Genomic DNA, 22,801 nt, shown 5'->3' with positions numbered 1-22,801 from the left:
TTCAAACGTCAGAACGCTTGATTCCCTCACCTTCCGTGACGAACTCAGCGACAATCCGGACATTGGCCCCTGCCTTCTCGACAGAATCCACGACACGGTACGACACCCTGAAGTCAGTGGCCCCCGCCGTACCGGCCAGGTAGCCCCGGCGGCCGTCGAAGAACTTGATGTGGGGGTTGGCCGCGAGCACCGCCGGAGCGTCGGTGGCGGGCGGGCGGCTGGAGATCGAGCTGGTCACGAACTCGGCGCCGACGATCGCCGACCTCGGATCCAGGAAGTCGGCGTGCAGGTCGCTCGCCCAGTGGTTGTGCACGTCGCCGCTGAGCACGATCAGGCCCCTGGCCCCGGCGTCGAAGATGCGGCGGCGCTGCTCCTGGAAGCCGTCCCAGGCGTCCAGACGGAGGTGGGGCGGGTTGCCCGGCACGAAACGGCGGGCGAAGAAGAGCGGCTCCACCAGCACCTTCCAGCGCGCCGTACTGGTGCGCAGCCGTTCGAGCAGCCACTTCTCCTGGGCCGCGCCCAGCATGTCGCCCGGCACCCGGAACTGGCGTGAGTCCAGCACGATGAACTCGGCGTTCTGGCCGTAGACGCGGCGGCGGAACATCTGCAGCAGGTGGGCCTCCGGCTTGACCCTGATCGGCAGGTGCTCGTAGTAGGCCTGGTAGGCGCGGGCGCGGCGGCGGAAGAACGACGAGGCGCCGGTGTAGTTGTCGGCCACCTCGTGGTCGTCCCAGGTGGCCACCCACGGCGCGGCGGCATGCGCGGCCTGCAGGTCCTTGTCGAGCTTGTAGCGGGTGTAGCGCAGCCGGTACTCCGCCAGCGTGTCGGCCTCGGAGGTGTTCGGCAGGGTGCGCACCGGATTGGCGGCCTGCGGCGACTCGTAGACGTAGTCACCCACGAAGAAGATCACATCGGGCCGCTCGGCGGCCAGGTGCCTGTAGGCGGTGTAGAAGCCGTGCTCGTAACGCTGGCAGTTGGCCACCGCGAACCGCACCGGCCCGGCGGAGGCGGCGGCGGGAGCGGTGCGGGTCCTGCCCACCGGGCTGTGGTCGGAGCCGCTGCGGAAACGGTAGAAGTAGTCGGCGCCGGGACGAAGCCCGTCGAGCCGCACGTGCACGCTGAAGGCCCAGCGGGGCTGGGCCTGCGTGACCCCCTCACGCACGATCCTGGTGAAGCGTTCGTCCTCGGCGACCTGCCACCGCACCTCGACCGCCCGGTTGGGCAAGCCGCCGGGCCTGGCGGGGTCGAGGGTCAGAGGGGCGGGCGCCAGCCTGGTCCAGATGACCACGCCGTCGGGCAGCGGTTCGCCCGACGCCACGCCCAGGGTGAAAGGGTTGGCCATGTGCCCTAGTTAAAGCAGTCCTGTGTGTCGAGTGCCAGGCCCATCTCCCGCACCTTGCCCTTGGAGTTCAGCAGGAACAGGTAGTAGGCCTTGGAGTTGCCGGGGACCGACACCATCGGGAAGCCGGACGCGGCGGTCTTGAGCTTGGGATAGGCCTTCTTGAGCTGGGCCTTCGTGGAGCCGAGCCCGATGCCTTCCGGCGTCTTGGCGCCCTTCCAGGCGAAGATGCCCGCCACGCCCACGTTGCGCGAGATGTACAGGCCGACGCTGTCCTTGCCCGTCGGATGGGCCTTCAGGTCCCAGCCCGAGCAGCCGCCGCCCTCGCCGCGCATCTTGAGCACGATCCTCTTCGTGGCCTTGGCCTGCTTGAGGCTCATGCCGAGCTTGACCTTGCCGTAGCCGTGCGGGCCGAAGGTCGTCGCGGCCTGCGCGGAAGCAGGCGCCATCAGGGTCAGAGTGGTTCCCGCGGCAAGCGCCGCCACCAGGAGTTTCTTCACAGAGACTAAGAGTCGTCCAGGTGCGATTTGGTTCACAGGCGTTCGATGACGGTGACGTTGGCCTGGCCGCCGCCCTCGCACATCGTCTGCAGGCCGTACCTCCCGCCCGTGCGCTCCAGCTCGCACAGCAGCGAGGTCATCAGCCGCGCGCCGGTCGCGCCCAGCGGGTGGCCGAGGGCGATCGCGCCGCCGTTGGGATTGACCCGCGCGGGGTCGGCGCCCGTCTCCTTGAGCCAGGCCAGCACGACCGAGGCGAAGGCCTCGTTGATCTCCACCACCGCGATGTCGGAGATGTCGAGCCCGGTCCTGGCCAGCGCGTGGGCGGTCGCCGGGATGGGCGCCGAGAGCATCATGATCGGGTCGTCGGCCCGCGCCGACAGGTGGTGGATGCGGGCGCGCGGTGTCAGCCCGTGTTCCCGTACGGCACGCGGCGAGGCGACCAGCAGCGCCGCGGCTGCGTCGGAGATCTGCGACGAGAGGGCGGCGGTGAGCCTGCCGCCCTCGACGAGGGGCCTGAGCGAGGCCATCTTCTCCAGCGAGGTGTCGCGGCGCGGCCCCTCGTCGGTGGCGACCCCCTCGATCGGGGCGATCTCTCCGGCGAAGTACCCCTGGTCGATGGCGTGCAGGGCCCGACGGTGGGACTCGAAGGAGTACGCCTCCATGTCCCGGCGGGAGACGTCCCACTTCGCTGCGATCTGCTCCGCCCCGGCGAACTGCGAGACCTCGCGCGTGCCGTACCGCTGGGCCCAGCCCTTGGATCCGGCGAACGGGTTGTCGAAGCCGAGCTCGCGCCCGGCCAGCATGGCGTAGGAGATGGGCACCGTGCTCATGCTCTGCACGCCTCCGGCGACCACCAGGTCGGCGGTGCCCGACAGCACGGCCTGCGCGGCGAAGTGCACGGCCTGCTGGGAGGAGCCGCACTGCCGGTCGACCGTCACCCCCGGCACGTGCTCGGGCAGGCCGGCCGCCAGCCAGCAGGTGCGGGCGATGTCGCCCGCCTGCGGGCCGACGGTGTCGACGCAGCCGAAGACCACGTCCTCGACGGCGGCGGGGTCGACGCCGGTGCGTTCCATCAGCGCGGTGAGCACGTGGGCGCCGAGGTCGGCGGGGTGGACGGCCGACAGCCCGCCGCCCCGGCGGCCGACGGGGGTGCGGACGGCATCGACGATGTAGGCCTCTCTCATGTCCCTAGCGTAACAAGCGCTTGGTTGACGTGCATGACCTGCGCGAGTCGGTGAACAAGCGATTGTCCGAGGGCCCATAATGGGGAGGTGCCTACCAGAAAGAACGCCGGTCCCGCAGTGACCCCAGCGGCTTCCCGTCGTCCGCGGCCGTCGGGCGGATCCGCCTCAGAGCGCCGCGACCATCTCGTCAAGCTCGCCGCGGAGCTGTTCGCCCGCAAGGGCTTCCAGGCCACCACCGTCCGGCAGATCGCCGACGAGGCGGGCATCCTGTCCGGCAGCCTCTACCACCACTTCGACTCCAAGGAGACGATCGTCGACGAGGTGCTGTCCACCTTCCTCGACGACCTGGTGGCACGTTACCGCTCCGCGCTGGAGGCCGGAGGCACCCCACGCGAGGTGCTCTCCGAGATGGTGCGCATCGGCTTCAGCACCCTCGAGCCCCACCGCGCCGCGATCACCGTCATGCAGAACGACTGGAACTACCTCCTGTCCCTGCCCGGCGACCGCTTCGCCTACCTCATGAAGGCCGAGGAGGAGGTCGAGCGCATGTGGCTGGAGCAGATCAAGGCGGGCCAGGCGGCCGGGGAGTTCCGCCCCGACGTGGACCCCAAGCTCACCTACCGCATGATCCGCGACACCATCTGGGTGGCGGTGCGCTGGTTCCGGCCGGGCGGGCGCCTCAACACCACGGGCCTGGCCGAGCACTACACCACGATGCTCTTCGACGGCCTGGCCACGGGCGAGCGGACCTCCCAGCAGGGCTCATGAGCGTCGTCGACGCGGCCCGCCAGGCGCTCCACCAGATCGCCGACGCCGGCAAGGCCCCGGCCATGCAGGCCTACATGAAGTCCGACATGCCCTTCCTCGGGGTGCAGTCGGGCCCTCGCAAGCTCGCCTTGAAGGCCGTCTTCCTGGCCAACCGGCTCGGCGGCGCGCCCGAATGGCGGCGCGCGGTGCTCGCCCTGTGGCGCGAGGCGGAGTTCCGCGAGGAACGCTACGCCGCGATCGAGCTCGCGGGCTTCCGCCTCTACCGCGACTTCCAGACGCTCTACACCGTGCCGATGTACGAAGAGATGATCGTCTCCGGCGCGTGGTGGGACCTGGTCGACGAGCTGGCCACCCATCGCATGGGCCACCTCCTGGAGCGCTACCCCGACTCGATGCGCGCCACCATGCTCGAATGGGCGCACGACAGGAACCTGTGGAAACGCCGCACCGCCATCCTGTCGCAGAACCGCTTCAAGGAGCAGACCGACACCGCGCTCCTCTACGCCTGCATCGAGCCGAGCCTGTCCGACAACGACTTCTTCGCCCGCAAGGCGATCGGCTGGGCGCTGCGAGAGTACGCCAAGGTCAACCCCCGCGAGGTCGTGCGCTATGTCACGGCCAAGGGGATCAGCGGCCTGAGCAGGCGCGAGGCGCTCAAGAACGTCGCGCAAGTCCCAGGATGACGTACGGCACGGCGGCCACCACGAACAGCTGCCACGACGACAGCCAGTGCGAGCCCAGGCCGTATCCGGCGTAGATCGACAGCACCACCACCTCCGTGCCGAAACCCGACAACGAGGTCACCGTGGCCCGCGCGGTGTCCTCGATCCGTTCCTGCAACCTCGCGTCGGCAGCGGTGACCGCCCAGCGGAAGATCGCGAAGGCCCCGGCGATCGGCACGAACCCGATCGGATGCTGCAGGATCGCACCCAGGGCGAGCAGCAGGCCGGCCAGCACCAGCAGCGGGCGCTCCCATCGCAGACCGCGCCCCGCCAGCCAGCCGCCGACCGCCTCACCGGCCGTGACCACGCCGATCAGCAGCGCCACGTCCGCGGCGCTCGCGCCCGACTCGTCGGCCAGCAGCGCCAGATACTCGTCGATGCCCGTCAGCCCGTAGACGAGCACCAGCAGGATCAGCGCCTGCCTGACCTTGCGGCTGTGCCGTACCTGACGCAGACCGGCCGTGATCACGCGGCGGACGGACGGCTCCTCCTCGCCGTCCTCGTCGATCCTGCGGCTCTCCGGCAACGACCAGCCGATCACCGCCGTGACCAGAGGCATGGCCAGGCTCGCGATTCCCAGCAGGGGGTAGCCGCCGACCGTGAGCGCCGGGGCGGCCAGCGCGGAGGCCAGCATGATGGCCATCGTGCTCGCCACCTCGGCCCGGCCGATCACTCTGGCGTAGTCGTGCTCGGCCTTCAGGTGGGCGAGCTCCTGGTAGACCAGCGCCTCCCACGCGCCGGAACGCAGCGCGCTCGCCGCGCCCCAGCACACGAAACCGGCGGCGAACGCGGGATAGCCGGGGGCGAAGGTCCACAGGGCGTAGCAGGCCGTCATCAGCAGCGGCGAGTAGGCCATGAGCTTGCGCCGCGAGACCACGTCGGCCCAGACGCCGGAAGGGATCTCCAGGACGAACGACGTGATCGACCAGATGGCCAGCAGGGAGGAGATCTCGGCCGCGTTCAGCCCGTGGTCGGCGAACAGCAGCGCGTAGACCGGATAGATGAGGATGAAGTCCTCGGTGAAGGCGTAGGCGTACAGCCTGCGCCTCAGGCGCGTTATGGATCAATGTCGGCGTCTCATGTTCGCGAGACTACCTCGTCCACAACGAGTCCTGCACTGCCTTAACGAGCGCCAGGAGATCGGGCGTGACGTGGTCGCGCAGCCAGGCGACGCCGTAGGTCAGGCGCAGCTCGCCCGCCTCCAGCGGGACGTAGCGCACGTCGTCGCGGCGCAGGGTGCGGGCGACCAGCTGGGGGATCGGCAGCAGGCCGGCACCGGCGGCGACCAGGTCGAGGGCACCGGTGAAGTCGTCGAGGTCCTCGGCGATCGCGCGGTGGCGGCCGGGCAGGCGCTCGGCCAGCTTCGCCCACGCCCCGCCGGGCGGGCGGTTGCGCGGCAGGAGGATGTCGCGGCCCGCCAGCTGCTCGGGCAACACCCCACCCGCGCCGCTGGTTGGGCCGCTGGTTGGGCCGCTGGTTGGGCCGCCGCGTGAGCCGCCGCCGTTTGGGCCGCCGGCTGATTGGGCGAGCCGGTCAGCGGCGGGGACGGCCAGGCGGTCCAGGGCCACGTGGAACCTCGCCCCGGTGACGAAGCGCGCGGGAGCCGGGATCGCCATGATCGCGACGGACGCCTCCCCCGCGTCCAGCGCCGCGATCGCGGCTCCCCGGCCCGCGTTGTGCAGCTCCACCGCCACCGGCGGATGGGCGTTCGCCAGCCGCCTGGCGATCCGGGCAGCCAGCGGCCCCGCCAGCGATGGATAAGCCAGGTGAATGATCGGCCGCGCCAACCGGACGGCCTCTGCCTCAAGAGCGTGCACGGAGTCCAGCACCTGCCGAGCATGCTCCAGCAGTCCCTTCCCGGCGGGCGTCAGCCGTACCTCGCGGGCGTTTCGCTCGAAAAGCCGTACGGCCAGAGCCTTCTCCAGCCGGGTGACGGCCTGGCTCATCGCCGGCTGCGACATGCCCAGGTCGGCGGCGGCCCGCGAGAAGCTGAGCCGTTCGGCCACACGGGCAAAACACTGGATCTCGCGAAGCATAAGCAGCACGAATGAATGATGCCCGACTTCCGCGCGGGCTTGCAGGATGCGTCGGCATGAGAACCTTCCCCGCATCGACCGTGCTCGGCTACCCGCGCATCGGCCCCGACCGTGAGCTCAAGCGTGCCCTGGAGGCCTACTGGGACGGCCGCGCCAGCCGCGCCGACCTGGAGGCGACCGGCGCCGAGCTGCGGGCGCGGACCTGGCAGCGGCTCGACGCGCTCGGCCTTGACGGGCTGCCGTCGAACACCTTCTCCCTCTACGACCAGGTGCTCGACACGATCGTGCTGCTCGGCGCGACCCCGGCACGCTATCTGGACGCCGACGACCCCTATTTCGCGATGGCCCGCGGCACCGCCGAACTCGCCCCGCTGCGCATGACCAAGTGGTTCGACACCAACTACCACCACCTGGTGCCGGAGATCGGGCGCGAGACCGTCTTCAAGCTCGACGCCTCCAAGCCGGTCTCCGAGGTACGGCAGGCGCTGGAGCTGGGATTCGAGACGCGTCCCGTGGTGCTGGGCCCGGTCACCTTCCTGCTGCTCGCCGGGGCGCTGGAGCGGCTCGACGAGGTGCTGGAGTGCTACGAGGAACTGCTGGCGACGCTGGCCGCCGAGGGCGTGACCTGGGTGCAGCTCGACGAGCCCGCCCTGGTCGGTGACCGCACGCCGCAGGAGCTCGCGGCGGTGCGTGCGGCGTACGACCGGCTCGGCGCCCTCCCTGGGCGTCCCGGGCTGCTGGTCGCCTCCTACTTCGGCGACCTGGGCGAGGCCTTCGGCGTGCTCGCGGCCACCCCGGTCGACGCGATCGCCGTCGACCTGGTGCGCGGCTCCGTCCCGCCCCCGGCACCCGACAAGATCATCCTTGCCGGTGTGGTCTCCGGGCGCGACATCTGGCGCACCCACACCGACCGCGCCCTCGGCCTGCTGCGCTCCGTCAAGGCCGCCCAGGTCGTGGTCTCCACCTCCTGCTCCCTGCAGCACGTGCCGTACACCGTCGCCGTCGAGACCTCACTCGAACCCGGACTGTGGGAACGGCTGGCGTTCGCCGAGGAGAAGGTCGCCGAGGTCGCCGGGCTGTCCAGGCTCCTGACCACCGGCCGTCCCGGCAGCCCGCCCGTGACCGCCGCGCCCCCGGCCGACCTGCCGCCCGTCGCCGCGCGCAGCCCCTACCCCGTGCGCGCCGCCGCCCAGGCCGCCCACCTGGACCTGCCCCCGCTGCCCACCACCACGATCGGCTCCTTCCCCCAGCTCGGCGAACTGCGCGCCGCCCGCGCCGCCGTCACCTCCGGATCGCTGGCCGAATCCGACTACGACAAGCTCGTCGAGAGGGAGATCGAACACGCCATCCGCGTCCAGGAACGGCTCGGCCTCGACGTCCTCGTGCACGGCGAACCGGAACGCAACGACATGGTGCAGTACTTCGCCGAACACCTCGACGGCTTCGCCGTCACCCGTCACGGATGGGTCCAGTCGTACGGCTCGCGGTGCACGCGCCCGCCGATCATCCACGGTGACGTCAGCCGCCCGGCGCCGATCACCGTCAGATGGGCGCAGTACGCCCAGTCGCTGACGGACAAGCCCGTCAAGGGCATGCTCACCGGGCCCGTGACCATCGTGGCCTGGTCGTTCGACCGCGACGACCTCCCCCTGGCCGCCGTCACCCACCAGGTCGCCGCCGCCATCGCCGAAGAGGTCGCCGACCTGGAGGCCGCGGGGATCTCGATCATCCAGGTCGACGAGCCCGCCCTGCGCGAGCTCCTCCCCCTCCGCGCCGCCGACCAGGCCGCCTACCTCGAATGGTCGGTCGCCGCCTACCGCCGGGCCACCTCAGGCGTGTCTGACCGCACCCAGATCCACACCCACCTGTGCTACTCGGACGCGCAGGAGATCCTCTCGGCCATCGACGGGCTCGACGCCGACGTGACGACCATCGAATCGGCCCGCTCGGGAGCCCGCATCCTCGGCGGAGTGCAAGGCTTCGGGAGAGGCCTGGGGCCGGGGGTGTACGACATCCACTCACCACGGGTGCCCTCGGTGGAGGAGATCGCCGGATCGCTCCGCGCCACACTGGACGCACTGCCGGCCGTACAGGTGTGGGTCAACCCCGACTGCGGACTCAAGACGCGAACGTACGCACAGGTGGAGGCGGCACTGGGGAACCTGGTGGAAGCGGCTAGGGAGGCCCGGGCAGGCTTGTGAACCGCCTCCTAGGCACGGGCCTTCGCGGCGGTCCTCGCGCTCCGCGCTCGGGCGTCCCTCTTCGGCCCGGGCAACCCATGGCGGGGCGTGTCCCGGCGAGCGAACTCGGCCGCGTTCTCGCGGATGTGGGACAGGTGGCCGAGGTCGACGTCGGCCGCCCAGTCGTGCCAGGCAGTCCGCCCGGCACCCTATATGTCCCGAGGATGTGTCATCCAAGCTTCGCGCCTAGGTTCGTGACGTGGGTGGAATGGCCTCCACCCAGCTCGGGGCACTCGGGCCGGCGGTAATCCACTTCGCACCGCCTGGCTACTGAATGCAGTGGATCATTTACATAGAGTGCCCATCCAGACGACCAGTCAGGAAGGAAGCACGCACATGAAATCCCTCATCATCGCGGCCATCCTCGCCGCGACCACCGTCTCCGGCAATGCTCAGACCGAGGCCGCCGCGCTGCAGCGGGCGGCTGAGCAGTGCGGGCCGGGCGAGATCTGCCTGTGGGAGCGCAACGACTTCGTCGGCACGCCGTGGCGGTGGAAGCCGCAGAACGGCTACCGCGATCTGCCGCCCTACCTGCATGACGACGTGGGGTCGTTCTACGCGAACTCGGTCGGGTGCTTCATCGACTGGGATCCGCGGACGTTCGTCAGGGTCGCGCTCGGGGACTACTCGCGGGCCTACAAGTACGAGGGCAAGTTCGGGTCGCGTATGGACGCGGTCAACACCTACCGCGAGTGCCACGCGTGACGGAAGCCGGGTGAGGCTCCGGAACGGCCCACCGTTCCGGAGCCTTCGACCGCGGGTCGACGCCTGCCGTACTGGGGAGAGGTCACCCGGCCCAGGCGCCGCGCTCGGCCGCCTCCGACACGTACGTCTCGAAGGGCTTGGGCGCACGGCCCGTCACCCGCCGCACGACATCGGTGGGTTGCGCGTCGCCCTGGTCCCGCAGCGCCGCGAATGCCTCGATCGCCGCCTTGGCCTGCTCCTCCGGCATCCCGGCCCCCGTCATGGCCGCCAGGTAGCCCTCGGGCGAGCCGTCGAAGCGCACCTCGCGCCGCGCCGCGCGGCCGATGATCGTGGCCGCGTCCCCGAACGACAGCGCCCGCGGCCCGGTCACCTCGTAGCTCTCGCCCACGTGCCCGTCGCGGGTGAGCGCGGCGACCACGACGGCGGCGATGTCGCCCGCGTCCACGAACGGCTGCCGCAGCTCCCCCACCGGGACGGTGATCCGCCCGGCCAGCACGCCCTCCCGCAGGAAACCCTCGTCGAAGTTCTGGTCGAACCACGACGGCCGCACGATGGTCCACTGCGCCCCCGACTCGCGCACGGTGCGTTCCGCGGCGAGCAGGCGCTGGTCGCCCATCACCTCGATGCCCCCGCTCGACAGCAGGACGATGCGCCGCACCCCGCTTCGTACGGCCTGGCCGACCAGTTCGGGGTCGACGTCCTGGCCGTCGGGCGCCATGAGGAACAGGCCTCCGACGGCTTCGAGCGCCGGTCGCCAGGTGCTGTCGTCGGTCCAGTCGAACGGGGTCGGGGTGTGCCTGGAGGCGACCCGCATGGCGTGGCCCCCGGCTTCGAGCTGGGCCGCCACGCGGCGGCCGATCGTTCCCGTCGCGCCCAGTACCAGAATCATGCCCCTTCACCTGCCCGGGAGCGGCGGAACATTCCTCAGCCCGCGGCGCGCTCCCCGGCGGGACGGCGGCGCAGCGCCGGCTCGACGAGGGGGCGCGGCTTCCACACGCCGTCGGGCGGGTAGGTGTTGCTGCCGGGCGGCGCGATCTCGTCGATCCGGTCGAGGACGGCGTCGTCGAGTTCGAGCGCGACGCCCTTCAGCAGCCCTTCGAGCTGCTCCATGGTGCGTGGCCCGGTGATCACCGACGTGACGCCGGGGTGCGCCGCGGCGAAGGCGATGGCGAGCTCGGGCAGGGTGCACCCGACCTCGTCGGCCAGCGCGGCCAGCTTCTCGACGGCCTCGTACTTGCCCTGGTTGACAGGCAGCGAGGGGTCGAACCGCTGCGCCATCAGCTGGGACCGGTGGGAGTCGGCGGTCACGCCCTTGCGGATCTTCCCGGTCAGGAATCCTGAGGCCAGCGGGCTCCAGGTCAGCACGCCCATGCCGAGCCGCTGGCAGGTCGGCAGCACGTCGGCCTCGATGCCGCGCGCCAGGATGGAGTACGGCGGCTGCTCGGTGCGGAAGCGCATCAGCCCCCGCCGCGTGGCCACGTGGTGGGCCTCCACGATGTCCTCGGCGGGGAAGGTCGAGCACCCGAAGGCGCGGATCTTGCCGTCCCGTACGAGGTCCGTCAGCGCCGAGAGGGTCTCTTCGATGTCGGTCGTGTGGTCGGGCCGGTGGATCTGGTAGAGGTCGATCCAGTCGGTCTGCAGCCTGCGCAGGGAGTCCTCGACCTCGCGCACGATCCAGCGCCGCGAGTTGCCGCCGCGGTTGGGTCCCTCGCCCATCGGGAAGTGCACCTTGGTGGCCAGCACGACGTCGTCGCGCCTGCCCTGCAGCGCTTTTCCGACGATCTCCTCGCTCTCGCCGCTGGAGTACATGTCGGCGGTGTCGACGAAGTTGATGCCGGCGTCGAGCGCGGCGTGGATGATCCTGATGCTGTCGTCGTGGTCGGGGTTGCCGATGCTGCCGAACATCATGGCGCCCAGACAGTGGACGCTGACCTCGATGCCCGTGCCGCCCAGAACTCGATATCTCATGCTTGGCACCCTAGGAGTTAGAGTCAGCTCTAGATCAAGCGGACAAGGAGCGGACGATGACCCTCAGCATCGGGCAGGTGGCGGAACGCACCGGGCTCAGCGTGCACACGCTCCGCTTCTACGAGCGCGAGGGCCTGCTGGCCAACCCGGTGCAGCGCGCCGCCGGCGGGCGGCGCCTGTACACCGAGGACGACGTCGGCTGGCTCGGCGTCTGCATCCGCCTGCGCTCGTCGGGCATGCCGCTGCCGGTGATCCGCGAATACACCGAGCTGGTACGGCAGGGCCCGGGCAACGAGAAGGAGCGCCTCGACCTGCTCAAGCGTCACCGCGAGCACGTGCTGGAGCAGCTCGCCGAGCTCAACGCCTGCCTCGAGGTGATCGAGCACAAGGTCGGCATCTACGAGGGCCGCCTGCCCGACTGCTAGGAGAGCAGCTTCACGATCTCCTGGGCCAGGGCGGTGGCGCTCTGCGGGTTCTGCCCGGTCGCCAGGCGCCCGTCGACCACGACCTGCGGCTGCCATTCCGGGCCTGGCACGTGCGTCGCCCCCCGCTCGGTCAGCTTGTCGGCCAGCAGGAACGGCACCACGTCGGTCAGGCCGACGGCCTGCTCCTCCGCGTTGGTGAAGCCCGCGACCCGCTTGCCGTCCACCAGGTAGGAGCCGTCGGACAGGGTCAGGTCGACGAGCGCGGCCGGGCCGTGGCACACCGCGGCCACGACTCCGCCCGCCTCGTAGACGTCGCGGCCGGGGCGGGCGACATCGGGGCTGGCGGGGAAGTCCCACATGGCGCCGTGCCCTCCGGCGTACAGCACCGCGTCGTAGCGCGAGGGGTCCACGTCGGCCAGGGCCGTCGTGTGCTCCAGGTCGAAGGCGGCCACGAACTCCCGCTGGGCGGGGTCGTCGGGGTCGTAGCCGTCCTGCGGCGCCACCCCGCCCTCCACGCTGGCGAGCTCCACCTCGTGTCCCGCCTTGCGGAACACCTCCCACGGGTGGGCCGCCTCGGAGACGTAGAACCCGGTCTTGCGCCGGCCCGCGAGGTCGTCGTGGCTGGTCAGAACGATCAGGATGCGCTTGGTCATGCCCTCGAGCATGCCCCGCCCCATCCCATGACCACCAATAACGGCGCTCACGATCAGCTGACCCGCGACGCCGTACTAGGTCACTTCAGCGCTCCCGCGGTCAGGCCGGACTGGATCTGGCGCTGGAAGATCGTGTACACGATGAGCATGGGCAGGATCGCCAAGGTCAGCGCGGCGAACAGCGCCGACCAGTCCTGGTCGTAGCCCGCCGCCGTCGAGATGTCCGCGATCCCCTGCGTCAGCACCCACTTCTCGCGGTCCTGCAGCAGCACCAGCGGCTTCTGGTACTGGTTCCACTGCCCGAGCACGTTGAAGATGGTGATCGAGACGATGCCCGGCCTGGCCATCGGAAGCATGATCTGGAAGAAGATCCGCGTGTGCGACGCCCCGTCGACCAGCGCCGCCTCCGCGACCGCGGTCGGCAGGGTGCGGAAGAACGCGGCGAGGAAGAACACGGTGAACGGCATCGAGTAGGCGATGTACACCAGGATGAGCCCGGCGTGGGTGTTGAGCCCGATGTAGGGGCCGATGAGCGGGATGGTGCCCATGTTCTGCACGACGAAGAACAGCGGCGTCAGCGCGAGGTAGATGGGAAAGGCCAGCCCGGAGACGAACAGCAGGTAGATGGCGCGGTTGCCGCGGAAGGGGTAGCGGGCGAGCACGTAGGCGGCCATGGAGCCGAGCAGCATGGTGCCCAGCACGCCGAAGAAGACGACGATGACGCTGTTGAGCATGTACTGCCCGATGTGCGCCTGCTCCCATGCTCTGGCGAAGTTGTCCCAGCGCAGCGTGGCGGGCAGCGACCAGGCGTCGCTGAAGATCTCGTCCTCGCTCTTGACCGAGGCGAGGAAGGTCCATACCAGCGGCACGATGATGAGCAGCGCCCAGACGGCCAGGGCGATGTGCATCAGGATGTTCAGGGGTCCCAGTTGGTGTCTGCGAGGCATCAGAACTCGATCCGTTCCCGCCGTGACAGGCGCAACGACAGGACGGCGAAGCCGAGGACGAAGAAGAACATCACCACACCGAGGGCCGAGGCGTAGCCGAACTGGAAGTACTGGAAGGCGTTGCGGTAGATCTCGGCCGCCATCACGGTGGTGGAGCGGTCGGGGCCGCCGTGCTGGTCGGTCATGACCCAGACGATGGCGAAGGCGTCCATGGCGATGATGCCGAGGTAGACCCAGGCCACCTGCACGGTGTCGCGCAGCAGCGGCAGGGTCACGCGGAAGAACATCGACATGCGGCCCGCGCCGTCGATCTGCGCCGCCTCGAACATCTCGCGCGGGATGGAGGCCAGCCCGGCCGAGAAGAGCACGACGTAGAAGCCGACCGCCTGCCAGATCAGGACCGCCATGACCGACCACAGGGCGATCGACGGGTTGGACAGGAAGCCGACCGGCTTGAGCCCGAGCGCCATGAGCGGCGCGTTCAGCATGCCGCTGTCGTCGGGCCTGAAGACCTGCTGGAACAGCACGGCGACGATGGTCACCGCGAGCACCTGGGGGAAGAAGAACAGCACGCGGTAGAACTTCGACCCCCAGACCCCGGTCCTGCCTCCGGCGCCGCCCACGTTGAGCAGGTAGGCGAAGACCAGGGCCAGGGCGATGGTGATCACCGGCAGCAGGGCCAGCAGCAGCGCGTTGTGCCCCACCGCCTTCCAGAAGACCCCGTCGCCCAGGAGCCGCCCGAAGTTCTCCAGCCCGATGAACTGGGGCGCGGCGTTGACGCCGCGCCAGTTCGTCATGGCGATGTAGAACGCCTGGCCGTACGGCGCGATGACGTAGACCAGGTAGAGCGTCACCGGGGCGACGAGGAAGGAGAAGATGAACAGTCGTCGTCTCATCAGGATCAGCGCTTGAATTTCTTGATGGACGAGTCCTTCTTGATCTCGTCGGACTTGACCTGGATGCGCTCCAGGTACTTCTCGGGGGTGACGCCGCCGGTCATGAGCTGGCCGGTGGCGGCGATGGCCTCGTCCTTGAGCTGGGCGTACCAGCTCTGCCAGCGGTAGAAGACGGTGTTGGACCCGGCGGCGGCCACGGCGGCGGAGGCGCTCTTGACGCCGGGCGACAGTTCGAGTCCCTCGCCCGCGCCCTTGACCACCGAGACGGTGGCGACCATCTTGCTGAAGTCGCCGGCGGCCTTCTTCGACAACATCGCCCGAAGGTAGTCGACGCCGCCCTGGGAGTTGGCGGCCTTTGCCGGGACGATGAAGTTCTCGCCCGGCTGGGTGTGCAGCGTGCCGTACGGCAGCTTGTCGGAGCCGGTGACGTCGGGCACGGGGAACATGCCGTAGGCGAAGTCGGGCGGGGTGGTGGACTTCTGCTCGTTCTCCAGCCAGGAGCCCGACGGCAGCATGGCGACCTCGTACTTGTTCTGCGCGGTCTGCGTCTGCACGTGGTCGAGGCCGGCGGTGCCCTCCATGAGGTACTTCGCCCCGACCTCGGCCCAGCGGGTGGCCGCCTCCAGCATCGCGGGGGCCTTCCAGGCGCCGTCCTCGAGGTTGTCGATGTTGACGAGCACGTCGTTGCCGCCGATCTTGGCGGCCATGGTGAGGAGGATCTCGTAGAGGTACTGCGGGTGCTTGCCGGCGTAGGTGAAGGGCGCCATCTTGCCGGACTTCTTGATCGTCTCGCAGAGCGCGATGAACTCGTCCCAGGTCTTGGGCGCGGCCCAGCCGTTGTCGGTGAAGACCTTCTGGGAGTACCAGACGCCGAAGATGTAGTTCACATAGCCCAGCACGAAGAACTTGCCGTCGAAGGTGCCGAAGTTGATCACCGCGGGGTCGACGGTGTCCTTCACCTTGACGCTCTCGTCGTCCCAGCTGGGCATCTCCAGCAGCGGGCCGAGGTCGAGCAGCTGGCCGTCCTGGGCCAGGGCGCCGAAGTCCATCGCGTTGGCGCCCGAGTTGTCGATCACGTCGGGCGGGTTGCCGCCGGCGAAGCGCGGCTGCAGGACCTTGGTGATCTCCTTGGTGAAGTTGTGCTTGACCTCCACGTCGGGGAACTTGCTCTTGAACAGCGGCTGGTGGATGTCTGTGGCGTACTGGTGGCCGAAGCCGCCGTCGAAGATCCACACTTCCAGCGCCTTCTTGGCCCCTGCCGCCTGGGTGGCGGGTGTCTGCTGGACGGGCGTGGCGCAGGCGGCCAGCGCTCCGGCGGCGGGGATCAACGCGGCGGCACGCAGCAGCTCACGGCGGGAAACAGACATCAGGACCTCCTGATACGCCCGGCGTAGCGGGCTTCTAGTGCACGGTTGTGTTCGTCGCCGCCGGTGATGTTGGCGGACAGGTAGACGGGCGGGCTCTGGCCGAGCGCGATCAGGCGCTCGATGGTCTCGGTGACCATCAGCTGGGCGAGCAGGGCGCTGGTGATGGTGGAGACGGCGCCGTAACCGCCGCCGCCGGGCAGGTCGAGGATCGCGTCGCCGTACGGTGAACCGTTGTCGAGCACGACGTCGGCGAGGTCGAGCAGGCGCCGGCCGGACGGGTGGCGCGAGGTCATGGCGGTGCTGTGCTGGACCGAGGTGATCGCGATCAGCGGGTGGCCGCGCTCCTTGACCAGCGTGGCGAGTTCGACGACCGTGCCGTTGACGCCGGAGCTGGAGATCAGGACGAAGACGTCCTGCGGGCGGACGGGCGCCAGCTCGTAGATCGTGTGGGCGATCGACGGGTCGCGTTCGAGTTCCGGGGTGAGCACGGAGGGCGGCTGCCCGCCGTACAGCACCAGGTCGCGGGGGGTCAGGCGGTTGCTGGGCACCAGGCCGCCCGCGCGGCCGGCGATCTCCATCGCGATGGCCTCGGAGTGGCCGGAGCCGAAGGCGTTGACGACGCCGTCGTCGCGCAGGCTCGTGACCAGCAGCGCGGCGGCCTGCCCGATCCCCTCGGCCTGCTTGCCCGCGACCTCGCGCGCGAGGTCCAGGACTCGTTCGGCATATCCCAAGGTCATCTCTCCACTCGGTGACTCTCGACCGCCCGGATCGTCCGGGCGAAGGCCTGGCTGGTGCGTTCGTGGGTGCGCTGGGCGACGGCGACGTAGACGGCGTCGAGCACGAACAGCTGGGCGTGCGCGGCGGCCAGGCCGCCCAGGCGCAGCGGGGTCTCGGGCGAGGCGGCCGTGGCCAGCAGCAGGTCGGCGACCTCGGCCACGGGTGAGCGGGCGAAGGAGGTGACCGCGACCGTGGTGGCGCCCTGGCTGCCGGCCTCGGCGAGCGCCTCGATGACCTCGCGGGTGCGGCCGCGGTGGCTGACGCCGAGCACGACGTCTCCTTCGGTGAGCAGGGCCGAGTCCGAGAGCGCCTCGTGCGCGTCGGAGGTGCTCCAGCACGGCAGGCCTATCCTGCGCAGCCGTCCGGCGAGCATGGCGGCGACGTTCCCGCTGGTGGAGACGCCGACGAGGAGGATCTTGCGTGCCTCGACGACCAGGTCGGCGACCTGGCCGACGGTGTCGGGGTCGACCTGGGCCGCGGTGTCCTGGATGAGGCGGGTGTCGGCCGCGGCCATGATCTTGATGGCGCTGTCGAGCGGGTCGTCGGGGCCGATCGCGTGGCCCACGCCCGCGCCCCAGCCCGCCTGCGCGGCGCGGCCCGTCTCGGTCGCGAGCGCCACGCGCAGGTCGGCATAGCCCGCGAAGCCGAACGCCCGGCAGAAGCGGGTGACGGTCGCGGGAGAACTGCCCGCACGCTCGGCCAGGGCGATGATCGTGGAGCGGGCCGCTTCGGCCGGATCCTCGAGGATGACCTCGCCGACCCGGCGTAATGCTTCCGGCAAGCTGGGTAATTCGCTCTCGATCCGGCCAAGGGCACCAGGTGTCATGGAAAATTTCCTTCCGAACACCGAACCTTGCGGCGAAAATTATTCTTGCAAGACGGTCACGTCAAGACCCAGAATCAGGACCGTGACAAAACCGTTCGTCGTCGGTGTCGACGCCGGGGCCACCTCCACCCGGGTCGCGGTCCACGCCCTCGACGGGACCAGGATGGGGTACGGCACGGCAGGGCCGGGCAACCCGTCCGCGCACGGCCTGGCCAAGGCGGGCGCGGCCATCGGCGACGCCCTTGACCTGGCACTCACCGGGATCGACGGCACCCAGGTGCGCGGCTCGCTGGCGGGCGTCGCCGGACAGGCCGACGCCCTGCACGAGACGCTGGCGGCCATCTGGAGCCGCCACGGCATCCCTGGGGCGCCGACCCTGATCGGGGACGTGCCCATCGCCTACGCGGCCGGCTCGTCCGCCCCCGACGGCTCGCTGCTGCTGTCAGGAACCGGGGCGGTGGCCGCGCGCATCGCCGGCAGGGAGCTCGACGCGCTGGCCGACGGTGTCGGCTGGCTGCTCGGCGACCACGGCTCGGGATTCTGGATCGGCCGCGCGGGTGCGAAGGCGGCCGTGCACAGCCTCGACAGGGGGCAGCCGTCAGGGCTGCTCGTCGACCTGGTCGTCGACCACTTCCTGGGCGACCAGGAATGGCCGTCCGACCGGGCGAAGGTCGACCGCATCGTCCGGCTCGCGCAGGCCGACCACATGCGGCTGGCCGCCGTCTCGCGGCTGGTCTGCCAGGCGGCCGGGGCCGGCGACGCCATGGCCGTCTCCATCGTGGAGCAGGCGGCCGATCATCTGGTCGCCATGGTGGGCCGGGTGCACCGGTCGGGCCCGATCGTCCTGGCGGGCAGCGTGCTCACCAACGACGGCCCGGTCCGCCGGGCCGTGCTCGAACGGCTGGCGGGCGACGAGGTGTCGACGGCTCGCTGCGCGGCGGGCGCCGCCGCCTGGCTCGCCGCGCTCCAGCTCGACCCGGACGCCCCGCACGAGGCGTTCACCTCGGGGTGAGGCGGACCACCGGGTAGATCCTGGCGGACTTGCGCTGGTACTTGGCGATGCGCGGCTGGGCCTCGGAGATGACCTTCCAGGCCTGCTCGCGCTCGTCGCCCGACAACTCCCGCGGGCTCACCGGCATCGGTCCGCGGCCGGGCAGCTCGACCGTGGCCCGCTCGGGGTGCGCCATGAGGTTGGCGTGCCAGTCGGGGTGACGGCTCCCGCCGCCCGAGGCGACCACCAGCCAGGCGTCCGGCCCGGCGGGGAACCACGCCACCGGCGTCTCGCGCGGCCGGCCGCTGCGGCGTCCCACGGTGTTGAGGATGAGGACGTCCATGCCGGCGAACTTCCCCTTGCCGGCGCGGATCTTGCGGTTCAGCCGGGCGTTCGCCTGGTGCTGCATCCATCTCGAGAATCCCATGCCGGTCACCGTAGGGACGGGCCGGTCGCGGGGGCTTCTCGATTCTTGACCGATCCGACGCGGGTCAGCCCTCCTTGAAGGCCACCTTCCTGAAGAACCTGAACTGCTTGTCGGCCCCGCCCTCCAGGTGGAACCAGGGCCAGTCGGTGGCCCGGTCGCCGATGCGGTCGAACTGCCGGGCGGCCGAGGCGTAGTCGTCGGCGATGCAGAAGATCAGGGCCATGGCGTTCTCGACGACGATCCAGCCGGGGTCGCGGTGCCCCTCGTACGAGTGCACCTTGGAGGCGATCTCGCGCAGCCTCTCGCGGGTCTCGTCGTCGTCGAGCGCCGAACGGCCGTGGGCGATCCACGTCTCGATGTAGGCGTCGACCATCAGGTGCGGCAGCGGGGCGTCGCGGGCGAACCGCCACATCTCCTCGTCGCTGCCGAACCACTTGCCGCACAGGTACTGCAGCATGCTCTCGTGCGCGGCCCGGTGCGCCGGGTGGCGGCTCACGACGTTGCGGAACCGCCGCTCGGTCTCCTCGCGCTCCACCTGGCGACCGCGGGCCGCGGTGATCAGCGCCGCCCAGGCCTCGGTGTCGCCTGGGTCGCGCTCGACCACCTCGTCCAGGCAACCCTCGGCGATCTTCAGCCTGCGGTGGAACTCGGTGAACTGTTCGTGCGAGGTCTCCGACGCCCGGCCGCCGCCCCGCGCGTCCCACGCCCAGTCGACGCCGTGCACACCCTTGACCAGGAGGGGCAGCGTGGAGTCCGGCTCGGCGGCGATCCACTCGTCGATCCACTCCTGCAGGCCGTCGACTCCGGCGCAGATGCCCAGGTAGAAGGCGCGGTCGTCGGGGTGGTGCACGCCCGTGAGCAGGGCGGCGGCGGTGTGCGTGTCTCGCCTGGTCAGGGCGTCGCGAAGCTGGGCGGCCGTGCGATCGCCACAGGTGGGATCCACGATCGGCTTCTTGCGCCAGAACGCCATTTCGACCGCCTCTGTAACCGGTTTCCGGCTGCACAAGTTATCGACGAGTCGCCACTTTGTCCTGAAATTTCATTTGATAGGGCGATCACCTACGGCATGACCGGCCCCGACGCCACCCCGAGCCTGGCCAGATGGGACGGCAGGCGGCGCAGGAAGTCGGTGTAGTCGTCGTCGGCGCTCCCCCACGCCACCTCCGCGAAGGCGCAGAGCCGGGGGAAGGCCATGCGCTCCACCGCCTCGGGGTCGGGCATGTACTCGGTCCACAGCTGGCACTGCACGCCGAGGATGCCGTCGGGCGGTGCGAAGCCGTAGACCTGGCGCAGTGTGAGCACGCGGCCGTTGGCGCCCGGCTCGCCCGGCCACGGCGCGTAGTCCAGGTAGGTGCGCTCGTGCGGGGCGTAGATCACCTCGCGGTCGCCGGGCAGCGACTCCTCCAGCCAGACCATGGCGGCGGCGCCGGGCGGCCCGTCGTCGCGCTCGTACCAGTAGACGAGCCGTTTGCCGGGCGCCTTCAGCCGCGACAGGAACCAGCCGCGCGCCTTGCCGGGGTCCAGGCCGCGCGGGTTGCCCTCCCACTCCTCGGTCGGGCACTCGTCGCCGCCGATGTGCACGTACGGGCCGGGGAAGAGCTCCGCCACCTCGTCGAGCACGTCCTGGCAGAACCGGATGGTGCGTTCGTCGAGGCTGAAGACGTGCTTGCTGATGCCCGGCACGTCCCAGACCGGGAGCTGGCGGTCCGGGTCGTTGCCGAGCCACGGGTAGGCGGCGATGGCGGCCTGGGCGTGGCCCGGCATCTCGATCTCGGGCACGATCGTGACGAACCGCTCGGCGGCGTAGGCGACGATCTCGCGGATGTCGTCGTGGGTGTAGTGCTCGCCGCTGACCTCGGTCAGGCGCGGGTACCTGTCGATGTGCAGCCGCCAGCCCTGGTCGTCGGTCAGGTGCAGGTGGAGCACGTTCATGCGGTGGACGGCCAGCAGGTCGATCAGCTTGAGCACGAACTCCTTGGGCATGAAGTGCCGCGCCACGTCGAGCATCACGCCGCGCCAGCCGTACCGGGGGCGGTCCTCGATCGTGCCGGTGCCCGTGGTCCTGGCCAGGGTGCCGAGGGCGTAGAACCGTCCGGCCGGGCCGCCCGCGGTGACCAGCGTGCGCTCGGGGGTGATGCTGATGCGGTAGCCCTCGGGGCCGAGGCCGGGATCGTCGGGCTCGTGCCGTACCTCTCCCCTGCGTCCGGGGCTCAGGTCCTGGTGGTGCGCCTTGGGGATCATCCCTTCACCGCCCCTGCCGTCATGCCGGCGCCGACGCGGCGCTGCAGGAACAGGAAGAGCACCAGCGCGGGCAGGGCGAACATGGTCGCCGCGGCCATCGTGGCGCCCCAGTCGGTGCCGAAGACGTCGCGGAAGGACGACAGCCAGACCGGCAGGGTGCGGTTGGCCTGATCCTTGATGATCAGCACGTTCACGAAGGCGAACTCGTTCCAGGCGGTGATGAAGCCGAACAGGGAGGTGGCCATCAGACCGGGTGCGAGCAGCGGGAAGACGATGCGCCTGAAGGCGGCGGCGCGGGTGCAGCCGTCGACCAGGGCCGCCTCCTCCAGGTCGGCGGGGATCGCCTGCAGGAAGCCGCGCAGGGTCACGATGGTGAAGGGCAGGGTGATCATGAAGTAGACGCCGGTGAGCATCAGCAGCGAGTCGAGCAGGTCGGTGTCGCGGGCGATGATGAACATCGGCACCAGCAGCGCCTCCCACGGCGCCATCTGGGCGGCGAACACGGCGACGATGAACGGCCCCTTGCCGCGCCAGCGCATCCGGCTGACAGCGAAGGCGGCCAGCAACGCCACGATCAGGGCCAGGAGTACGGCTCCCGCGGTGACGAGCAGGCTGTTGGCCCAGAAGCGCCAGAATCCCTCGGCGCCCATCGCGGTCTCGAAGTGCTGGAGCGTCGGGCTCAGCGGGAACAGGGAGGGCGTCTCGGACTGGATGTCCTTCGTCGGCTTGAAGGCGGTGATCACCATCCAGTAGACGGGAAAGATCATCACGACGAAGGTGACGGCCGCGGCGGTGTTGAGCGCGACTCTTCTCATGCGGCGGTCTCCTGCTTCAGCATGCGGCGCAGGTTCGTGATCAGCGCGATGGCGAGGATGACCACCGTCAGCATGGCCACCGCCGAACCCATGTCGTACCTGTGCAACACTCGGGCGATCTTGAACGCGTAGACGGGCAGCGTGGTCGTCGCCCCGTCGGGCCCGCCCTGGCTCAGCACCCAGATCTGGGGGAAACACTTGAAGACCCAGATGATCTCCAGCGAGGTGATCAGCGCGAACAGCGGGCGCAGGATCGGGAAGGTCACCTTCCAGAAGATCTGCCAGCCCGTGCCGCCGTCGATGCGCGCCGACTCGTAGAGCTCGTTCGGGATCGTCGTCAGGCCCGCGTACAGCGTGAGCGCCACGAACGGGATCGACTGCCACACCACGAGGATCACCAGCACCGCGAACATCGCCACCGGATCGGCGAACCACGCGAACCCCTGGATGCCGAGCAGCCAGTTGACGATGCCCAGCTCCGATTGGAACAGCCACTGGAAGATCGTCGTCGCCGCGATCACCGGCGTGGCCCACGCCAGCGCCAGCGCCGACATCAGCAGCAGCCTGGCCCGCTTGCCCAGGCGCGCCAGCATCAGGCCGATGCCGGTGCCCAGGACGACGATGAGGACGACGTTGACGGCCGTCCAGACGAAGGTGCGCAGGACCACCTGCCAGAACTCCTCCTTGGCCAGGAGCTCCCGGTAGTTGTCGAACCCGACCAGCTCCGCGCCGCCCCTGATCAGCTCGCCCATGCGGAAGTGCTGGAAGGAGATGACGGCGGCCTTGAGGAGGGGGTAGAGGAGAAGGAAGATCCCGCCGGCCACGGCGGGGGCGATGAGGAGATAGGGCCAGGGATTGGCGCGGCGGCGCGCCGCCGCCGCCGGGCGGTGCTGGCCGCGCTTGGGCGGGGCCTGGGTCGTGAGGGTCACGGAGGTTCCTCGGGGGTGAATCGGATGCCCCGCCGTCCCCTCACG

At 70.1% G+C, this 22,801-nt stretch carries 24 protein-coding genes; 6 read left to right on the top strand and 18 right to left on the bottom strand.

Annotated elements, in window-relative coordinates; genetic code table 11:
- Window position 1 precedes the first annotated feature (1 nt).
- Genes ACIBH1_RS39385 through ACIBH1_RS39375 form a run of 3 tightly spaced genes read right to left on the bottom strand, consistent with a single transcriptional unit; the run spans window position 2 to window position 3,023 of the window.
- On the bottom strand, window positions 2–1,342 hold the full coding sequence (locus ACIBH1_RS39385) for an alkaline phosphatase D family protein (RefSeq protein WP_397319164.1): 1,341 nt from the start codon (window positions 1,340–1,342) through the stop codon (window positions 2–4).
- Between the two features lie 5 nt (window positions 1,343–1,347).
- A complete protein-coding gene (locus tag ACIBH1_RS39380) occupies window positions 1,348–1,839 on the bottom strand; it encodes a hypothetical protein (protein ID WP_397319163.1) in 492 nt (163 codons plus the stop codon).
- Between the two features lie 32 nt (window positions 1,840–1,871).
- A complete protein-coding gene (locus ACIBH1_RS39375) occupies window positions 1,872–3,023 on the bottom strand; it encodes an acetyl-CoA C-acetyltransferase (RefSeq protein ID WP_397319162.1) in 1,152 nt (383 codons plus the stop codon).
- An 87-nt stretch (window positions 3,024–3,110) separates the two neighbouring features.
- On the opposite strand from ACIBH1_RS39375, the gene ACIBH1_RS39370 reads away from it, so the two are divergent.
- Together ACIBH1_RS39370 and ACIBH1_RS39365 are read left to right on the top strand one after the other, a co-directional pair.
- On the top strand, window positions 3,111–3,791 hold the full coding sequence (locus ACIBH1_RS39370) for a TetR/AcrR family transcriptional regulator (RefSeq protein WP_397319161.1): 681 nt from the start codon (window positions 3,111–3,113) through the stop codon (window positions 3,789–3,791).
- Window positions 3,788–4,474 carry a DNA alkylation repair protein gene (locus ACIBH1_RS39365; RefSeq protein ID WP_397319160.1) on the top strand — a complete coding sequence of 229 codons (687 nt, stop codon included), beginning with the start codon at window positions 3,788–3,790 and terminating at the stop codon, window positions 4,472–4,474. Before ACIBH1_RS39370 ends, ACIBH1_RS39365 begins: the two co-directional genes overlap by 4 nt.
- On the opposite strand, the gene ACIBH1_RS39360 is transcribed toward ACIBH1_RS39365, so the two are convergent.
- Both ACIBH1_RS39360 and ACIBH1_RS39355 read right to left on the bottom strand, forming a co-directional pair.
- The gene (locus tag ACIBH1_RS39360) at window positions 4,446–5,462 is read right to left on the bottom strand and encodes an MFS transporter (RefSeq protein WP_397319257.1); all 1,017 of its coding nucleotides are present in this window, start codon (window positions 5,460–5,462) and stop codon (window positions 4,446–4,448) included. The genes ACIBH1_RS39365 and ACIBH1_RS39360 overlap by 29 nt on opposite strands.
- 142 nt (window positions 5,463–5,604) lie before the next feature.
- Window positions 5,605–6,549, bottom strand: coding sequence for a LysR family transcriptional regulator (locus ACIBH1_RS39355; RefSeq protein WP_397319256.1), 945 nt, complete (start codon window positions 6,547–6,549; stop codon window positions 5,605–5,607).
- Window positions 6,550–6,605: 56 nt separating this feature from the next.
- On the opposite strand from ACIBH1_RS39355, the gene metE reads away from it, so the two are divergent.
- The gene (metE, locus tag ACIBH1_RS39350; protein ID WP_397319159.1) at window positions 6,606–8,750 is read left to right on the top strand and encodes a 5-methyltetrahydropteroyltriglutamate--homocysteine S-methyltransferase; all 2,145 of its coding nucleotides are present in this window, start codon (window positions 6,606–6,608) and stop codon (window positions 8,748–8,750) included.
- A 375-nt stretch (window positions 8,751–9,125) separates the two neighbouring features.
- Window positions 9,126–9,494: a peptidase inhibitor family I36 protein gene (locus tag ACIBH1_RS39345; protein ID WP_397319158.1), complete on the top strand. Its 369-nt coding sequence runs from the start codon at window positions 9,126–9,128 to the stop codon at window positions 9,492–9,494.
- An 82-nt stretch (window positions 9,495–9,576) separates the two neighbouring features.
- On the opposite strand, the gene ACIBH1_RS39340 is transcribed toward ACIBH1_RS39345, so the two are convergent.
- Complete coding sequence (locus ACIBH1_RS39340) at window positions 9,577–10,383, bottom strand: SDR family oxidoreductase (protein ID WP_397319157.1); 807 nt, start codon at window positions 10,381–10,383, stop codon at window positions 9,577–9,579.
- A 35-nt stretch (window positions 10,384–10,418) separates the two neighbouring features.
- Window positions 10,419–11,462, bottom strand: coding sequence for an aldo/keto reductase (locus tag ACIBH1_RS39335; protein ID WP_397319156.1), 1,044 nt, complete (start codon window positions 11,460–11,462; stop codon window positions 10,419–10,421).
- 56 nt (window positions 11,463–11,518) lie between these two features.
- Between ACIBH1_RS39335 and ACIBH1_RS39330 the strand changes: the two genes are divergently transcribed.
- On the top strand, window positions 11,519–11,887 hold the full coding sequence (locus ACIBH1_RS39330; RefSeq protein ID WP_397319155.1) for a MerR family transcriptional regulator: 369 nt from the start codon (window positions 11,519–11,521) through the stop codon (window positions 11,885–11,887).
- Here the strand turns inward: ACIBH1_RS39330 and ACIBH1_RS39325 are convergent.
- From ACIBH1_RS39325 to ACIBH1_RS39300, 6 genes are all read right to left on the bottom strand, one after another.
- The gene (locus ACIBH1_RS39325) at window positions 11,884–12,540 is read right to left on the bottom strand and encodes a type 1 glutamine amidotransferase domain-containing protein (RefSeq protein WP_397319154.1); all 657 of its coding nucleotides are present in this window, start codon (window positions 12,538–12,540) and stop codon (window positions 11,884–11,886) included. The two genes, ACIBH1_RS39330 and ACIBH1_RS39325, sit on opposite strands and share 4 nt — an antisense overlap.
- Window positions 12,541–12,620: 80 nt before the next feature.
- A complete protein-coding gene (locus ACIBH1_RS39320) occupies window positions 12,621–13,487 on the bottom strand; it encodes a carbohydrate ABC transporter permease (RefSeq protein WP_397319153.1) in 867 nt (288 codons plus the stop codon).
- A complete protein-coding gene (locus tag ACIBH1_RS39315) occupies window positions 13,487–14,383 on the bottom strand; it encodes a carbohydrate ABC transporter permease (RefSeq protein WP_397319152.1) in 897 nt (298 codons plus the stop codon). The genes ACIBH1_RS39320 and ACIBH1_RS39315 overlap by 1 nt, the downstream gene beginning before the upstream one ends.
- Before the next feature lie 5 nt (window positions 14,384–14,388).
- Window positions 14,389–15,750, bottom strand: coding sequence for an N-acetylglucosamine/diacetylchitobiose ABC transporter substrate-binding protein (ngcE, locus tag ACIBH1_RS39310; protein ID WP_397319151.1), 1,362 nt, complete (start codon window positions 15,748–15,750; stop codon window positions 14,389–14,391).
- Window positions 15,750–16,487 (bottom strand): sugar isomerase domain-containing protein, encoded by a 738-nt coding sequence (locus ACIBH1_RS39305; RefSeq protein ID WP_397319150.1) that lies wholly within the window; start codon window positions 16,485–16,487, stop codon window positions 15,750–15,752. Before ACIBH1_RS39305 ends, ngcE begins: the two co-directional genes overlap by 1 nt.
- Entirely contained in the window at window positions 16,484–17,353 is an 870-nt protein-coding gene (locus ACIBH1_RS39300; protein ID WP_397319149.1) for a MurR/RpiR family transcriptional regulator, read from the bottom strand. Before ACIBH1_RS39300 ends, ACIBH1_RS39305 begins: the two co-directional genes overlap by 4 nt.
- An 82-nt stretch (window positions 17,354–17,435) precedes the next feature.
- On the opposite strand from ACIBH1_RS39300, the gene ACIBH1_RS39295 reads away from it, so the two are divergent.
- Entirely contained in the window at window positions 17,436–18,365 is a 930-nt protein-coding gene (locus ACIBH1_RS39295; RefSeq protein WP_397319148.1) for an N-acetylglucosamine kinase, read from the top strand.
- Here the strand turns inward: ACIBH1_RS39295 and ACIBH1_RS39290 are convergent.
- The 5 genes from ACIBH1_RS39290 to ACIBH1_RS39270 form a co-directional block, all read right to left on the bottom strand.
- Complete coding sequence (locus tag ACIBH1_RS39290; RefSeq protein ID WP_397319147.1) at window positions 18,352–18,771, bottom strand: nitroreductase family deazaflavin-dependent oxidoreductase; 420 nt, start codon at window positions 18,769–18,771, stop codon at window positions 18,352–18,354. The two genes, ACIBH1_RS39295 and ACIBH1_RS39290, sit on opposite strands and share 14 nt — an antisense overlap.
- Window positions 18,772–18,835: 64 nt before the next feature.
- Window positions 18,836–19,714: a hypothetical protein gene (locus ACIBH1_RS39285; RefSeq protein WP_397319146.1), complete on the bottom strand. Its 879-nt coding sequence runs from the start codon at window positions 19,712–19,714 to the stop codon at window positions 18,836–18,838.
- Between the two features lie 116 nt (window positions 19,715–19,830).
- Window positions 19,831–21,012, bottom strand: a complete 1,182-nt coding sequence (locus ACIBH1_RS39280) for a beta-N-acetylhexosaminidase (protein WP_397319145.1) — start codon at window positions 21,010–21,012, stop codon at window positions 19,831–19,833.
- The gene (locus tag ACIBH1_RS39275) at window positions 21,009–21,827 is read right to left on the bottom strand and encodes a carbohydrate ABC transporter permease (RefSeq protein ID WP_397319144.1); all 819 of its coding nucleotides are present in this window, start codon (window positions 21,825–21,827) and stop codon (window positions 21,009–21,011) included. The genes ACIBH1_RS39280 and ACIBH1_RS39275 overlap by 4 nt, the downstream gene beginning before the upstream one ends.
- Window positions 21,824–22,756, bottom strand: coding sequence for a carbohydrate ABC transporter permease (locus tag ACIBH1_RS39270; protein ID WP_397319143.1), 933 nt, complete (start codon window positions 22,754–22,756; stop codon window positions 21,824–21,826). The genes ACIBH1_RS39275 and ACIBH1_RS39270 overlap by 4 nt, the downstream gene beginning before the upstream one ends.
- Window positions 22,757–22,801 lie beyond the last annotated feature (45 nt).

The organism is Nonomuraea sp. NPDC050663 (genome assembly GCF_044456985.1).
GTDB lineage: Bacteria > Actinomycetota > Actinomycetes > Streptosporangiales > Streptosporangiaceae > Nonomuraea.
The sequence above is the reverse complement of the archived record's forward strand: the minus strand, read 5'-3'. Positions and strand labels throughout refer to the sequence as shown.